Origin of the sequence: Janthinobacterium glycogeni (genome assembly GCF_051380725.1) — a bacterium.
Taxonomy (GTDB): domain Bacteria; phylum Pseudomonadota; class Gammaproteobacteria; order Burkholderiales; family Burkholderiaceae_D; genus Janthinobacterium.
In genome coordinates, this window is sequence record NZ_JBNYXP010000002.1 from 114,960 (window position 1) to 128,057 (window position 13,098).

12 protein-coding genes are annotated in these 13,098 nt (G+C 65.0%); 1 reads left to right on the top strand and 11 read right to left on the bottom strand.

Annotated elements, in window-relative coordinates:
• Positions 1-44: 44 nt before the first annotated feature.
• The 4 genes from ampD to ACQ4W4_RS06100 form a co-directional block, all read right to left on the bottom strand.
• Complete coding sequence (ampD, locus tag ACQ4W4_RS06085) at positions 45-656, bottom strand: 1,6-anhydro-N-acetylmuramyl-L-alanine amidase AmpD (protein WP_436541541.1); 612 nt, start codon at positions 654-656, stop codon at positions 45-47.
• Complete coding sequence (locus ACQ4W4_RS06090) at positions 634-1,713, bottom strand: sigma 54-interacting transcriptional regulator (protein WP_436541210.1); 1,080 nt, start codon at positions 1,711-1,713, stop codon at positions 634-636. The genes ampD and ACQ4W4_RS06090 overlap by 23 nt, the downstream gene beginning before the upstream one ends.
• Positions 1,714-1,832: 119 nt before the next feature.
• A complete protein-coding gene (locus ACQ4W4_RS06095) occupies positions 1,833-2,087 on the bottom strand; it encodes a PP0621 family protein (RefSeq protein WP_436541211.1) in 255 nt (84 codons plus the stop codon).
• Entirely contained in the window at positions 2,084-2,887 is an 804-nt protein-coding gene (locus tag ACQ4W4_RS06100; protein ID WP_121670454.1) for a cytochrome C assembly family protein, read from the bottom strand. Before ACQ4W4_RS06100 ends, ACQ4W4_RS06095 begins: the two co-directional genes overlap by 4 nt.
• Before the next feature lie 331 nt (positions 2,888-3,218).
• On the opposite strand from ACQ4W4_RS06100, the gene ACQ4W4_RS06105 reads away from it, so the two are divergent.
• Positions 3,219-3,758 (top strand): hypothetical protein, encoded by a 540-nt coding sequence (locus ACQ4W4_RS06105; protein WP_436541212.1) that lies wholly within the window; start codon positions 3,219-3,221, stop codon positions 3,756-3,758.
• A gap of 62 nt (positions 3,759-3,820) precedes the next feature.
• Here the strand turns inward: ACQ4W4_RS06105 and ACQ4W4_RS06110 are convergent, their stop codons facing one another.
• The 7 genes from ACQ4W4_RS06110 to ACQ4W4_RS06140 all read right to left on the bottom strand — a co-directional run bounded on the left by ACQ4W4_RS06110 (position 3,821) and on the right by ACQ4W4_RS06140 (position 13,008).
• Positions 3,821-4,750, bottom strand: a complete 930-nt coding sequence (locus ACQ4W4_RS06110; protein WP_436541542.1) for an ABC transporter substrate-binding protein — start codon at positions 4,748-4,750, stop codon at positions 3,821-3,823.
• Between the two features lie 353 nt (positions 4,751-5,103).
• The gene (locus tag ACQ4W4_RS06115) at positions 5,104-7,098 is read right to left on the bottom strand and encodes a MacB family efflux pump subunit (protein ID WP_436541213.1); all 1,995 of its coding nucleotides are present in this window, start codon (positions 7,096-7,098) and stop codon (positions 5,104-5,106) included.
• Between the two features lie 5 nt (positions 7,099-7,103).
• Positions 7,104-8,291, bottom strand: a complete 1,188-nt coding sequence (locus ACQ4W4_RS06120; RefSeq protein ID WP_436541214.1) for an efflux RND transporter periplasmic adaptor subunit — start codon at positions 8,289-8,291, stop codon at positions 7,104-7,106.
• 91 nt (positions 8,292-8,382) lie between these two features.
• Positions 8,383-8,724 (bottom strand): DUF3325 domain-containing protein, encoded by a 342-nt coding sequence (locus ACQ4W4_RS06125; protein ID WP_436541215.1) that lies wholly within the window; start codon positions 8,722-8,724, stop codon positions 8,383-8,385.
• Positions 8,721-10,418, bottom strand: coding sequence for a PepSY-associated TM helix domain-containing protein (locus tag ACQ4W4_RS06130; RefSeq protein ID WP_436541216.1), 1,698 nt, complete (start codon positions 10,416-10,418; stop codon positions 8,721-8,723). The genes ACQ4W4_RS06125 and ACQ4W4_RS06130 overlap by 4 nt, the downstream gene beginning before the upstream one ends.
• Positions 10,415-10,696: a hypothetical protein gene (locus ACQ4W4_RS06135; protein WP_083287002.1), complete on the bottom strand. Its 282-nt coding sequence runs from the start codon at positions 10,694-10,696 to the stop codon at positions 10,415-10,417. Before ACQ4W4_RS06135 ends, ACQ4W4_RS06130 begins: the two co-directional genes overlap by 4 nt.
• A 110-nt stretch (positions 10,697-10,806) precedes the next feature.
• Positions 10,807-13,008, bottom strand: coding sequence for a TonB-dependent siderophore receptor (locus ACQ4W4_RS06140; protein ID WP_436541217.1), 2,202 nt, complete (start codon positions 13,006-13,008; stop codon positions 10,807-10,809).
• Positions 13,009-13,098 lie beyond the last annotated feature (90 nt).

The window sequence follows — 13,098 nt, forward strand, 5'->3', positions numbered from 1 at the left end:
CGGCGTAATTTTTTGTAATTCCATATACGATTTCGATTGACTTTTCAGGGCATGGATGGAAAGCCCAATCCCCGCGAAGTAAGCGCTAACGCAGGCTGGCCGCGCAGGGTTTCCAGCCAGCACTCTTGATAAAAATGCCAGTCAAAAAACGGCCCCGGATCCGTCTTCCTTCCCGGTGCGATATGCGCGTGGCCGCGCACCTGAGACAGCCTGTAGCGCGCCACCAGCGCCGCCGTCAGCGCCGCCAGCACATGGTATTGCCGCCGCTGGAAGGGCACATCGTCCGCGCCCTCCATTTCGATACCGATGGAATAACCATTGCACTGCGGACGTCCTTCGAAGGTGGACGCGCCCGCATGCCAGGCACGTTGATCAGTAGAAACATATTGCAACAACGCACCATCGCGCCGCACAAAAAAGTGCGCCGACACCTGCAAGCCACGCAGGTCGGCGAAAGAAGGATCGGCATTATAATCTACCCGGCCCGTAAACAAGTCCGACACATGCGGCCCGCCAAAGTGGCCGCCTGGCAAGCTGATGTTATGAATCACCAGCAAGTCGACTTGTGCACCGTCCGGGCGCGCATCGTGGTGCGGCGAGTCATAGCGCAGCGCGCCGTCGCACCATCCGTCTTCATCTATCGTCCATGCGTTCATCAAGTAAGGCTTCCTGTATCGTCAATTTCTGCATGCGGTAACGCAACTGGCGCACGCTCAGGCCCAGCTGACGCGCCGCCCGCGCGCGGTGATAGCGCGCCTGCACCAGCGCCCGCATGATCATGTCGCGCTCGGCCTGGCGCAAATACACGTCCAGCGGCAGGACCGGGCTCACGCCATATGCCGCCATGCCGGGCAGGCACAGTTGCCGCTCCGGCAAGTCCGGCAATGCCGGCGCGGCCCGCAACGGCATGCTGCCCGGCGCGCATGGCAAGGCCAGCCCGTCGAGCGCGATCACGCCGCCGTCGGCAAAGGCCAGCGCCCGCTCCAGCACGTTCTCCAGTTCGCGCACATTGCCGGGAAACGCATACGCGGCCAGGGCCGCCAGCACGGGCGGCGCCAGGCTCACGGCCCGGCGTGGCGACAGGCGCGCCAGGATCACCTCACATAATACCTGCAGATCGCCGCGCCGCTCGCGCAGCGGCGGCAGCGCCAGTTCGATCACATTGAGCCGGTAAAACAGATCCTGGCGGAACGTGCCGGCGGCCACGCCGCGCGCCAGGCCATGCTGGCTGGCGCACAGGATGCGCACGTCGACCGCTTCGTCGGCACTGCCGCCCAGCTTGCGCACACGGCGCTCCTGCAGCACGCGCAACAGTTTCACCTGCATGGCCAGCGGCAGGTCGTCGACTTCGTCGAGCAGCAGGCTGCCCCCATGGGCCGCCTGGAACAAGCCCTGGCGCTCGTGCAGCGCGCCCGTATAGGCGCCGGGGCGACAGCCAAAGAATTCCGCTTCCATCAGCGCCTCGGGTATGGCGCCGCAGTTGACGGCAATAAACGGGAAGCTGGCGCGCGCGCCCTGCGCATGGATGGCGCGCGCCGCCAGTTCCTTGCCCGTGCCCGATTCGCCGCGGATGGCCACCGGCGCGCCGCAGCGGGCGATGCGGCTTATCTGCGCGCGCAGCGCCTGCATGGGCAACGAATTACCGCTCAGTTGCGGCGCCGCCGGCATGCCGGCGGTGGTCACAGCCTGCTGGCTGGTGCGGGGAGTGGACATGGGAGCGCGCCTTTCTGCAATGGCGGTGGCGAACCGCCTGCTGCAGATGCTACGCCGGACGAATGCCGGAGGTCGTTACGATACGGATGAGCAACGCGCGCGAAGCTGCGCGCTTGCCCTTACACGGTGGCGTGCGCGTGGCTGCAGTAATCGTGGCCCTTGGCCTGCACGTTTTCCGAGGCCGGGTAGTACACGCCGCAATGGGCGCAGCACAGCATCAGCTCGGCATCGGGCAATTCCTGCGGCCGGCCCGGCGGCGTAAACGGATTCGGCGGCTGTTGCGCGCGGGCGCGCTGCTGCATGCCCCGGATCTTGCTACGGATAGCAAACAGCACCAGAAACACCAGCGCCAGCCAGAATAAAACACGTGTCATGCGAATCCTCGGTGTAAAACCACTTCCAGTACAAAACGGCTGCCGACATAGGCCAGCAACAAGGTGGCGAAACCGGCCAGGGTGAAGCTCAGGGCCGTCTTGCCGCGCCAGCCGCGGAAGCGGCGCCCCGCCAGCAGGGCGGCAAACAATAGCCACGACAGCATGGTAAACACGGATTTGTGATCCCAGTTGAGCGCCTTGCCAAATAATTGCTCGGAGAACACGATGCCCGACAGCACGGTCAGGCTGAGCAAAATAAAACCGAGGCCGATCATACGGAACAGCAGCTTTTCCATCGTCAGCAGGGCTGGCAGCTGGTCCAGCGCGCTGCCGATGAAGCCGCGGCTTTCGCTGCGCGTATGCAGCCGCGATTCCTGCAGCGCCATCAGCACGGCGTGAAAGGCGGCGATCGTCAAGGTGCTGTACGCGAGTACGGCCACGGCGATATGCCAGCCGAAGACGGCCGACTTGCCTTCCATGCTGACCTGGCTGCCGGGAAAGGCCCAGGCCAGGCCGATGGCGAGGACGGCGCTGGGCATGACCATGCGGCGCAGTCCGTCCAGGCTGAAATTGCGGTTCTCTATCCAGTAGGCACCCACCGAGACCCATAGCGCGGCCGACAGCATGGCGGAAAAACCGAAGCGCAAGGTGCCCGGCGCCATCAGGTCGAACCACAGGGTGGCCGCGTGCGCCAGCCAGGCGACGCCGGTCAGGCCGGCAATGAGCCGGGCACGGGACGAGGGAAGCACCGCGCACGCCGCGTACAACAGGGCGGCGATGAAAAAGAAATAGATCTGCATAGTTTAAGTTTACACCATAGCCGGCAAGCGCGATTCAAGCGACAGTATGGGCTGCAGGCAATTCGCCGGCCGCCGATACCGCAAGCCTGCCATGATATCGCGCCTCGGGCGCGCCGGGGTGGCGCACCCTCAAGATTTCGGCAATCTTTCCTTCCATGTACAGTCGCCGCGTCGCGGCCACGTTGCCATCCTGATTAGCCAGTCCTATAATTATGTCCACAGAGCAATATTCATCGACCTTTCGCCACCTGCCCCCATCGCCATGTTTTCCTTCAAAAAAATTTCCTGGACCTGCCTGCTGCTGGCCGCCTGCACTATATTAAGCGGCTGCATGAAAGATGCGCCTTCACAATCCACGTACGAAGAGTATTTCCGTACCTCGATCCAAGGCTATGACCTGTACAAGCATTACTTCGACATCGCGAAGCTGGAAAAGCTCAATGGCTGGAAAGAGAACGAACAGTACGAGATCAAGGGCTCGGCCGTGCTGCGCGCCAGGGTGGGCTACCTGGAATTACTGGCCGACGTGGCCGACAAGCTCGAGGCAGAGGCGAAGACGGACGGCTCCGTGGGCATGACCATGGGCCTGGGCCTGATGGCGCGCGGCATGGGCGGCGAAAACAAGGTGTTCCGCGAGTTCTGGACGCAGCAACAGGAAAAGAAGGCGATTCCCGCACCGCTGCTGGCGCGCCAGGCGGCGATGACGGCCGAGCGCTTCGAGAACCTGATGCAATGGTCGGACCAGATCGTGCAAGACAATTACGGCGCCATCATCAGCCGTCAGCTCAAGAAGGGCGATGAACTGACGCGCATCTACACCTTGAGCTTCCGGCAGACGGAAAAAGGCTGGATGGGTTTTAACGCCCGCTAAGGCCATCGCGCCACAAGCTCCGCGCCATCGCTGGCACGGAGGTTTTTTTATGGTTGCTTGATTTACTTCACGTTCAGGCTCTTTTTCGCCTGCTCCAGCAAGTCCGTCTTGACCCAGTCCTTGGCCACGGGCGGCTTCGTCATGCGGCCTACGCCCGTTTTCACCATCACGTCCGTGGTGACCTGGATATGCTCGGGCGAGATGTCGTACGAATACGGCGAATTGCTGATCGCGTCGTCGAAGTCATCCTTCGTGATCTGGCCGCGGAACACGACTTCACGCACGTACTTTTCCGCAGTCGCCTTGTTGTCGATAAAGGTTTTCGTCGCTTCGACGAAGCAGCGCATGAATTTTTCCGCCACGGGACGACGTTCCTTGTAGAACTTTTCCGTCATCACCATGGTCCGCACGGGCTCGCCGATCGGCGTGTCGTACGGTTTGATGACTTCGGTACCAAAACCCTTGTTGATGGCCTGCGACGATTGCGGCTCGGACTGCATCATGGCGTCGATATTCTTGCCCATCAGCGCCTGGTTCAAGTCGGCGTAGGCCAGGAACACCAGTTGCACATCCTTGCCCTTGGTTTCGGAATACGTCAGGCCCGCCTGCGACAGCTCGGCCAGCAGCAGCACTTCCTGGATGCCGCCGCGCGTCACGCCCACGCGCTTGCCCTTGAGTTCCTTGACGCTGGCGATCTTTTGCCCGGCGCCCGCCACCAGGCGCGCGCCGCCCTTGGCAAAGCCGGCCACCACATAGATGGGCGCGCCGCCGGCGCGGCCGGAAATGGCCGCCTCGGACGCCGTCGCGCCCACGTCCAGTTCGCCCGCGATAATCGCCTGCATCACGTCGAGGCCCTTGGCGAAGACATGCTCTTCGACCTTGATGCCGCACTTGGGCGCGATTTCCTTGATGTACGACACGGCGCCGTAATGGGCGAATTTCAAGTTACCCAGGCGCACAACTTCCTGCGCCTGCGCCTGGACGGCGCCCATGCCGAAGGCCAGCACGACGGCGGCGGCGATACCGGTCTTCAAAGTGGATTTTTTCTGCATCGGATTCTCCTGTGGTGGTTGGTATGTGCCCGCCAGGGCATAAGACACGGCTTTTTTATTATGGGGAGATAGTACCGTGTGTTAAGTAACCCTCGGGAAATTATTGTGAATTTATGACGAACAGAACCGGATGTTGTGCAAGGCGTCCGCTGCGACGCAGTGCGAGCACTGCTAGCTGCGGGCAACACCGCACAGCGCCGGTTATGGAAGTCAGAAATCACAATAATTTATTGGGGGTTACTTAAAGCCAGGGCAACATTTTTTTGCCGGCAGCCACGCTGCCGGCGTTGTCACTACTGTCCCGCCAGCGCCACCACCGGATCGAGTCCCGACGCCTTGCGCGCCGGCATGAAGCCAAACACCAGCCCTGTCACCACGGCGCAGGCAAAGGCGCCGGCGATGGCGCTGAGCGAAAAGATCACGGGCACGTCCCATACCAGCAGCAGGCCGGCCACCGTCACGCCGACCACGATGCCGGCCACGCCACCCACCACCGACACCAGCACGGCTTCGGTGAGGAACTGGCGCAGGATGTCGCGCCGGCGCGCGCCCGTCGCCATGCGGATGCCGATTTCACGCGTGCGCTCGCGCACGGTCATCAGCATCACGTTCATGACGCCGATGCCGCCCACCACCAGGGAAACGGCCGCGATCAGGCTGAGCATCATGGTCATGTTGTCCTGCGTCTTCGCTTCCGCTGCGATCGATGCGGCCGCGTTGCTGATGCCGTAGTCGCGGATGCGGTGACGCTCGAACATGGCGGCGTCGACCGCCGCCTCCACCTCGGTCACGCGCTTGACGTCGGCCACCGCCATCACCGTGTAGGTCGGCTCGCGCTGGCCGAAGACGCGGATGCCGGCCGTGGAAAACGGCAGCAGCAGCACGTCGTCCTCGTCCTTCTCGCCCGTCAGCGCGCCCTTCGCGCTCATCACGCCGATCACCTGGAACGGCACATTGCCGATCAGGATGCTCTGCCCCACGGGGTTGGGCACGTCGGGCATCAGCTTTTCGGCCAGGTGCGCGCCCAGCACGGCCACGGTGGCCATCTCTCGCTCGTCTTCCTCGGTAAAGAAGCCGCCCTTGGCCACGGGCCAGGTCTGGATCTGAGGCAGGGCCGGGCCCGTGCCGCGCACATAGGTCTGCACGTCGAGGTTGCCGTGGCGTATGACCTTGTTGCCCGTGACATTCGGCAGCACGTGGGAAATGCCCGGCACGTCCTTGAGCGCGTCGAGGTCGGCCAGGGTGATGCTGCGCCCGGGGATGCGCGAGCTTTCGCCGCGCGACGCCATGTACAGCAGATTCGAGCCGAACGCGCCCAATTGGGCCATCACCTGCTGGCGCGTGCCCAGGCCGATGGCCAGCATGACGATCACGGAAGCGACGCCGATGACGATGCCCAGCAGGGTCAGGCCCGTGCGGAAGCGGTTGATCCACAGCACGCGCCAGGCGGCGCGCGCCGCGTCGAGCAATTCCGTGCCCAGCGACGCGCCCGTGTCGTGGGCGGCGCGCGACATGTCCAGCGGCGGCAGGGCCGTCGACGTAGGTGGAATGGCGACGGCGCCCGAGTCGGCGACGATTTCGCCGTCGCTGATCTCGATCACACGGCGCGCCTGGGCCGCCACCTTGCGGTCATGCGTGATCAGGATGATGGTGTGGCCCGCGTCGGCCAGTTCGCCCAAGAGCGCCATGACTTCGGCGCCGCTGCTGCTATCTAACGCCCCCGTCGGTTCATCGGCCAGGATGATGCGCCCGCCATTCATCAGGGCGCGCGCGATCGACACGCGCTGCTGCTGCCCGCCCGACAACTGGTTGGGCCGGTGATCGAGCCGCTCGCCGAGGCCCAGGCGCTTGAGCAGCGCTTCCGAGCGGGCGTGACGGGCCGCGGCCGGCATGCCCGCGTACAGGGCCGGCACTTCCACGTTTTCGCGCGCCGATTCGGTGGCGATCAGGTGATAGCCCTGGAAGACGAAGCCGAACGCTTCGCGCCGCAGCCACGCCAGTTCATCGGGATTCAGGCTGGCCACGTCCTGGCCGGCGAAGCGGTAGCTGCCGTCGCTGGGCCGGTCCAGGCACCCGAGCAAATGCATCAGGGTCGACTTGCCGGAACCGGACGCGCCGACGATGGCGACGAATTCGCCGGCGCCGATCGCCAGGGTCAGGCCGCGCAGCACTTCCACGGCCGGCGCGCCGTCATGGCCGCCGTAGCGCTTGCGGATGCCGGCAAGCTCGATCAGGGGAGCCGGCTGACCCGGTTCTCCTGCTCGCCCCAGAGAAGCGGCCTCGCTCATGGCGCTCACAGCTGGAACCTGCTGCTGCCGCTGCCGGCCGGCTGTTCGCCCGTGACCAGCAATTCACCTTCGCGCAAGCCTTGCAGCACTTCCGCGCTGAGGCGGTTGCGCACGCCCACGGTGACGGTGCGCGTATCGACCTTGCCGTCCGCATCCATCACACGGGCAGTGAACTGCCCCGGCTTGGCGCCTTCCCCGGTCGTTGGTTTCAGGGCCGGCAAGGGCACGGCCAGCACATTGTTCGCCGCAGCCGTGACAAACACCACCTGCGCCGTCATCTGCGGCATCAATTCGCCATCGGCGTTATCGACGTCGAACAGCACGGTATACAAGATCACCTTGCTGGTCGACGGTGCCAGGGCCGTGCCGGCGGCGGAACCACCGGGCACGGGCGGCGCCGGCAGCACTTGGCGCACCTTGCCGCTCCAGCGCCGCTGGTCGCCACCCAGGGTGGTGAAGTACACGGGCATGTCCGGGCGCACGCGGCGCACGTCCGCTTCCGACACTTCCGTCCACACCGTCATGGCCGACAGGTCGGCGATGCGCAGGATGTTCGGCGTCTGGTAGGTGGCGTTCAGGGTTTGCCCTTCCTTCGCGTCCAGGCCCACCACCTTGCCGGCCATCGGCGCGTAGATGCGCGTATAGCCCAGGCGCGCCTCGTCCGCCTTCAGGCTGGCCTGGGTCTGGTCTATCTGCGCCTTCAGGTGGTCGATCTTGGCGCCGGCCGAGGCCAGGGTGGCTTCGGCCGTCTCCAGGTCGGCCAAGGGCGTCGAGTCGAACTTGGCCATCTGCTGCTGGCGCACGTGCTGCCGGCCCGCCAGACGGTGCTGCGCCTGCTGGTCGGCCAGCTGCGCGCGCAAGCCCGCCAGGGCGGCGCGGCCCGCGTCAACCGTGGCCTGCTGCACGCTGGGGTCGATCTCGGCCAGCAACTGGCCTTTCTCCACGGCGCTGCCGGGCTGCACGTGCAGGCGCGTGATCTGGCCCGACACCTGCGCGCCCACGTCGACATAGGTTTGCGGCTGCAGGGTGCCGATGGCCGTGACGCTCGCTTCGATATTGCCGCGCTTGACGGGCGCCGTGTCGAACACGGTGGCCGGGCCGCGCGTGGCCCACAGGGCGCCGGCGCCGAACAGCGCCAGCAAGACCGCGCCGCCGAGGATGCGGGCGCGGCGCGAAGGCAGACGGGCCGCCATCAGGAAACCACTTTCAATACAGTCAAAACATCAATCGGTGTCGCCAAACGTAAAAAATGCATCGGTCTATCCTTGAAAATAGCGGTGGACATCACCGCAGGAACGTCACAAGACCTGCCAGCGCGGCGACGGCTGCCAGCAGGGAACTACGCAACAGCAATCGGGGGGCGTACGGCAGCAGCAAGGCCACCAGCAGCGCGGCCACCCCGATGAATCCCAGCCAGGCGACCACGCCGACGGTGGCGCTCCAGCCGGCCACGCAGGGCCAGATGGCCAGCGCCAGCAACAGCGCGCCGGCCAGCTGCAGCGCGCGCCGCACGTTCGGCGCCGCGTCCCTGCCCCAGACCTGGCCATGGTGGCGGTCCATCGCCAAAGAGAGGCTGGCCATGCCCGCATACGACAGGCCCAGCGCGCACAGGATGGTATGGATCATGACTGTCCTTCCGTAGTGACGTGCAGGCTGGCCGATGGTGTTTCCTTGCTTGCCGTCTTTTTGAGCGGTTTTTCCTTGCGCTTGTGGACTTTCCACGCGCCCCAGGCGGCCAGCAGGCCGAAGGCCATGCTGCCCAGCTCCACGCCGGCGCTTTCCCAGTCGCCGCGCGCGAGCTGCGCCGCCAGGCTGTCGCCCGTGCTCAGGATATTGAGCACCGGCAGCAGCAGGCACAGGGCTGCCAGCAAACATAATTGTTCGATCCACGCGCGCTTTTCCGCGCGCAGGCAGGCGTGCACCAGCATCAAAAACCACACGCCGAAGAAGGCGCGCACTTCCCAGCCGGCGCGGTGCTCGATGCCGACGGGGATCAAGCGGTTGGCCCACAGGAAGCCCACGCAGGCGATCGCCAGGCCGGCAATGGCCGCCACGTTCAGGCATGCGATGACGCGGTACACGCGCTGCGTATAGGCGCCGAACTCGCCGCCGGACTTCTGGCGCCGCTTGACCAGGAACAGGATGGCGCCCGTGCCCATCATGGCCGTGCCGGCCAGGCCGCAGAAGAAATACAGCCAGCGCATCGGCGTGCCGCCGAAACCGACCATGTGCAGGTTCGACATGACGGCGCGCGTCAGGCCGGCGCCGCCCGTATCCGACTCGCCCGGCCGGCGCACGGCGACTTGCTCGCCCGTTGCCAGCGCATAGCAGGCCCTGCCCGAATTGGCGCTCAGGCGCGTTAGCAATTCCGCATCCTCGTTCCATCCGTACATGCACACGCGCATGGAGGCGTCGTTCGGATTGTCCAGCACCACGGCGCGGATTTCCTGGCCGATGGCCTGTTCGGCGCGCTGCGCGAACGATTCCAGCGCGGGAATGGCCAGCGGCTGGCCTGTCTTCACGGGCTTGCCCGCATCGTTCCAGTCGGCCAGGAAGGCCTTCTTGGGATTGTCCATGCCGTATTGCGCCGCCACGGGGGCCGGCACATAGTCGTCGCTGAAAAATGCCAGGCCCGTGTAGGCGATCATGAACTGGAACGGCAAGGTCAGCACGGCCACCGCGTTGTGCGCATCGAGCCACGAGCGCTGGCCCTTGGCCGGGCGGAAGGTGAAGAAATCCTTGAAGATGCGCTTGTGCGTGATGACGCCGCTCACCAGCGCCACCAGCATGATCATGGTGGTGATGGCGACGATCCATACGCCGATGCGTCCCGCGTGCAGTTCGTAGTGGAAATCGACGAAATGGTGGCCGCCGATCGTCTCCCGTTCCGTCGCCTCGCGCGCATGCTCGATGACGGCGCCCGTCAGCGGATCGAGGTCCGCCGAGCCATAGCCGCCGCCGGGCTGGAACCAGTAGGCGGACAGGCCATGGCCGGGGCGCTGCACGGGCCAGATTTCCCACATGTCCGCCTTCGGGTGCTCCTTCGCCATGAAATCGAGCGCCAGCTCCAGGCGGTGCGCGCGGTCCGTGACCTTCGGCAGCGGCGGATCGTTCGCGTGCGCGGCCTCGGCCAAAGCGTGTTCGGGCGTCATCCAGTGGCCGATCGGGTCGTCGAAGACGGCCAGGGTGCCGGTCAGGAAGATGGCGAACAGCAGCCAGGAAATCCACAGGCCGCTCCACGTATGCAGCCAGGCCATGGCCTGGCGCAAGCCGCCCTGCTGCGGCGTTTTCACCACTTTGTCTACCTTGACGGCGTTCATGCGGCACCCCGCGACAGCAGCAGGCCGATGCCGCCGCACAGGATCGCCGGCAACAGCATGCCGAGCCAGGCGCGGCGCAGGTCTTGCACGGCAAAGACCCAGATCACGGCGCAGGTGTAGACGACGAAGGCGCTCAGGGTAGCCGTCAGCACGGCTTCGGCGCGCGACAGCGGCAGCACGGCCGCCAGCAGCACGGCCACGCCGGACGTGAGCGCATAGCCGCCAAAGACGGCGGCAAGCACGCGCGAGAACAACATCATGTTGGCCGACTTCATCATCGCGGCGCTCCCTGCGGCACCAGCGCGCTCACGCCATCGCGGGCCAGGTTCAACTGCACATCCATAAGCCATGCATCCTTCATCAAGATAGGTCATTCAAAAGTGATTGTTTACAGTTTGTAGTTCAATGTCAGCATCACGTTGCGCGGCGCCCCTGCCAGATTGCCGAAGACATCAGAATAGATGCTCTGGTAATAGTGCTTGTCGAGCGCATTGTTGACGTTCAGGCGCAGCTCGGCGCGGCTGTCGATCTGCCAGGCCGCGTTCAGGCCCACGATCGCATAGCGGCCCTGGCGCAGATGGTAGGTGCCGTCGCTCGACTCGGTCGCACCCTGCCCGTACACCGACGCGCCGACGCGCCAGCCCTGCGCTGCGCCGGACAGGCGGTAGCTGGTGGCCAACTTGAGCTGCTGGCGCGGATAGCGGCTGTTGAAATCCTTGCCGATATTGGCCGGATCGCTGTCGCGCGTAAATTGCGCCTTCACATAAGTAAAACCGGCCGATACCTGCCAGTCCAGTGTCAGCGCGCCCGCCACGTCCAGCTCCACGCCTTCGCTGCGCACTTCGCCCGACGCGCGCTGGCAATAGCCCCAGGTGCTGCCGGGGCAGGGATTCGGGCCAGCCAGGTCGTCCACGCCGCGGTTCTGCTGGCGGATCTGGAACACGGCCGCGCTGGCATTGAGGGCGCCGCCGAAGTATTCGCCTTTCACGCCCGCTTCGTAGTTGGTGCCGCTGATCGGCTTCAGGGGCTGCGCATTGGCATCGGTGGCCGCCTGCGGCTGGAAGATCTCGGTCCAGCTGGCGTACACGGAATGCTGCTTGTCGAGGTCATACACGACGCCGGCGTAGGGCGTAAATTCGCGCGCCACCGAGTAGCCGGCATCGTCCTTGTACCAGCTCATGCGCCCGCCCAGCACCAGCGACAGCGAGTCGGCCAGGCGCAGGCGCGTGCCCGCATACACGCCGCTTTGCTCGGTGATGCTGGCCGTGCGCCACTGCGCGTAGTTGATGACGGGGCGCGCCACGCTGCCCGTATCCCAGTTGAACGGGTCGACCACGGGCGCGGCCGCGCCCCAGCTGTACGGGGCCCAGCCGCCATAGCTGTTTTTCGACGAACGACGGTGGCTGGCGCCGACGGTCAGCTCGTGCTCGCGGCCGAACAGGCTGTAGCTGCCGCTCGCATACGCGTCATAGCTGGTATTGGCCAGTTCGGCGCGGTAGCTTTGCGAATTGAAGCGCAGGGTGTCGCCGCGGCGGTTGATGCCGGAAAACGTCGTGTCGATCTCGGGCGTCTTGCGCGTGGCCGCCAGCCTGGCTTTCCAGCCGTTGCCAAAGCGGTGCTCCAGTTCGGCGAAAATGGTTTTATCCGTCTGGCGCCAGTCGTCGAAGTCGGTGCCCAGGTAGGTGGAGCGGGGCAGGTTCAAAAAGCGGCCATCGGCGGCCGTCACCACGCCCGTCGTGACGCCGTCGTTGTCCGTCTTGCGGTAGTGCGCGCCCACCGTCAACGTGGTATCGGGACGCAGGTCAGCTTCGATGATGCCGTACAACTGGTGGTTGCGGCCATGCAGCACGTCGACAAAATCTTGCTTGTCCTGCACCGTCACGACGATGCGCCCGCGCAGGGTCTTCGCCGCGTTGAGCGCGTTGGCCGCATCGGCTTCCAGGCGGTAGTTGCTCCAGCTGCCGATGCCGGCCGAGAACGACGCTTGCGGCGTGGCCGTCGGTCGCTTGCGCACCAGGTTGATGGCCGCGCTGGGCGTGCCACTGCCCGTCATCAAGCCCGTGGCGCCGCGCACCACCTCGATGCGGTCGTAAATGGCCAGGTCGTCATTATCGCCATTGAAAGTGCCGTTCGCGCCCAGGCTGGTGGGCAAGCCGTCGAACAGGATGTTGTCGACTGGAAAGCCGCGTGCGCTGAAACTGCCCGAATCGCCCGTAAAGTTGCCCTTTTGCGTGACCAGCCCCGTGATCGACTGCACGGCGTCGTCCAGGGTGGTGATGCCGAGGTCGTCGATCTGCTGGCGCGTCAGCACGCTGACCGACTGCGGCGTCTCGCGCAACGACAAATTCAGCTTGGTGGCCGTATTGCTCACGCCCGTCGTGTAGGAGCCGCTGCCTTCCGTCGTCGCATCGCGCCCCGCCGTGACGGACACGCCGAGCATGGTCTGCTCCGTCGCGGGAACGACAGGCGCGGCCTGCTGCGCCAGCGCCGGCAGGCTGGCGGCCAGGCACAGGGCGGCGGCCGCTTGCGCCAGCGGGTGCCGCTGAGGACGATGCGATGCTAAATTGACAAGATGCGAAACCTGTTGCATGAAAAGTCCTGAAAAGTGGCGTCATCAGACGGTAGAACATAGGCGACCTACTTGGTAGGTGCCGCGAAAACGAAAAACGGGCAGCCGGAT

Excerpts from the sequence above, each read along its gene's own strand:
- ACQ4W4_RS06140 (WP_436541217.1), bottom strand. The coding sequence starts at position 13,008 with ATGCAACAGGTTTCGCATCTTGTCAATTTAGCATCGCATCGTCCTCAG.
- ACQ4W4_RS06135 (WP_083287002.1), bottom strand. The coding sequence starts at position 10,696 with ATGATGAAGTCGGCCAACATGATGTTGTTCTCGCGCGTGCTTGCCGCC.
- ACQ4W4_RS06120 (WP_436541214.1), bottom strand. The coding sequence starts at position 8,291 with ATGGCGGCCCGTCTGCCTTCGCGCCGCGCCCGCATCCTCGGCGGCGCG.
- ACQ4W4_RS06130 (WP_436541216.1), bottom strand. The coding sequence starts at position 10,418 with ATGAACGCCGTCAAGGTAGACAAAGTGGTGAAAACGCCGCAGCAGGGC.
- ACQ4W4_RS06090 (WP_436541210.1), bottom strand. The coding sequence starts at position 1,713 with ATGTCCACTCCCCGCACCAGCCAGCAGGCTGTGACCACCGCCGGCATG.
- ACQ4W4_RS06100 (WP_121670454.1), bottom strand. The coding sequence starts at position 2,887 with ATGCAGATCTATTTCTTTTTCATCGCCGCCCTGTTGTACGCGGCGTGC.
- ACQ4W4_RS06095 (WP_436541211.1), bottom strand. The coding sequence starts at position 2,087 with ATGACACGTGTTTTATTCTGGCTGGCGCTGGTGTTTCTGGTGCTGTTT.
- ACQ4W4_RS06125 (WP_436541215.1), bottom strand. The coding sequence starts at position 8,724 with ATGATCCATACCATCCTGTGCGCGCTGGGCCTGTCGTATGCGGGCATG.
- ACQ4W4_RS06110 (WP_436541542.1), bottom strand. The coding sequence starts at position 4,750 with ATGGGCGCCGTCCAGGCGCAGGCGCAGGAAGTTGTGCGCCTGGGTAAC.
- ampD (WP_436541541.1), bottom strand. The coding sequence starts at position 656 with ATGAACGCATGGACGATAGATGAAGACGGATGGTGCGACGGCGCGCTG.
- ACQ4W4_RS06105 (WP_436541212.1), top strand. The coding sequence starts at position 3,219 with ATGAAAGATGCGCCTTCACAATCCACGTACGAAGAGTATTTCCGTACC.
- ACQ4W4_RS06115 (WP_436541213.1), bottom strand. The coding sequence starts at position 7,098 with ATGAGCGAGGCCGCTTCTCTGGGGCGAGCAGGAGAACCGGGTCAGCCG.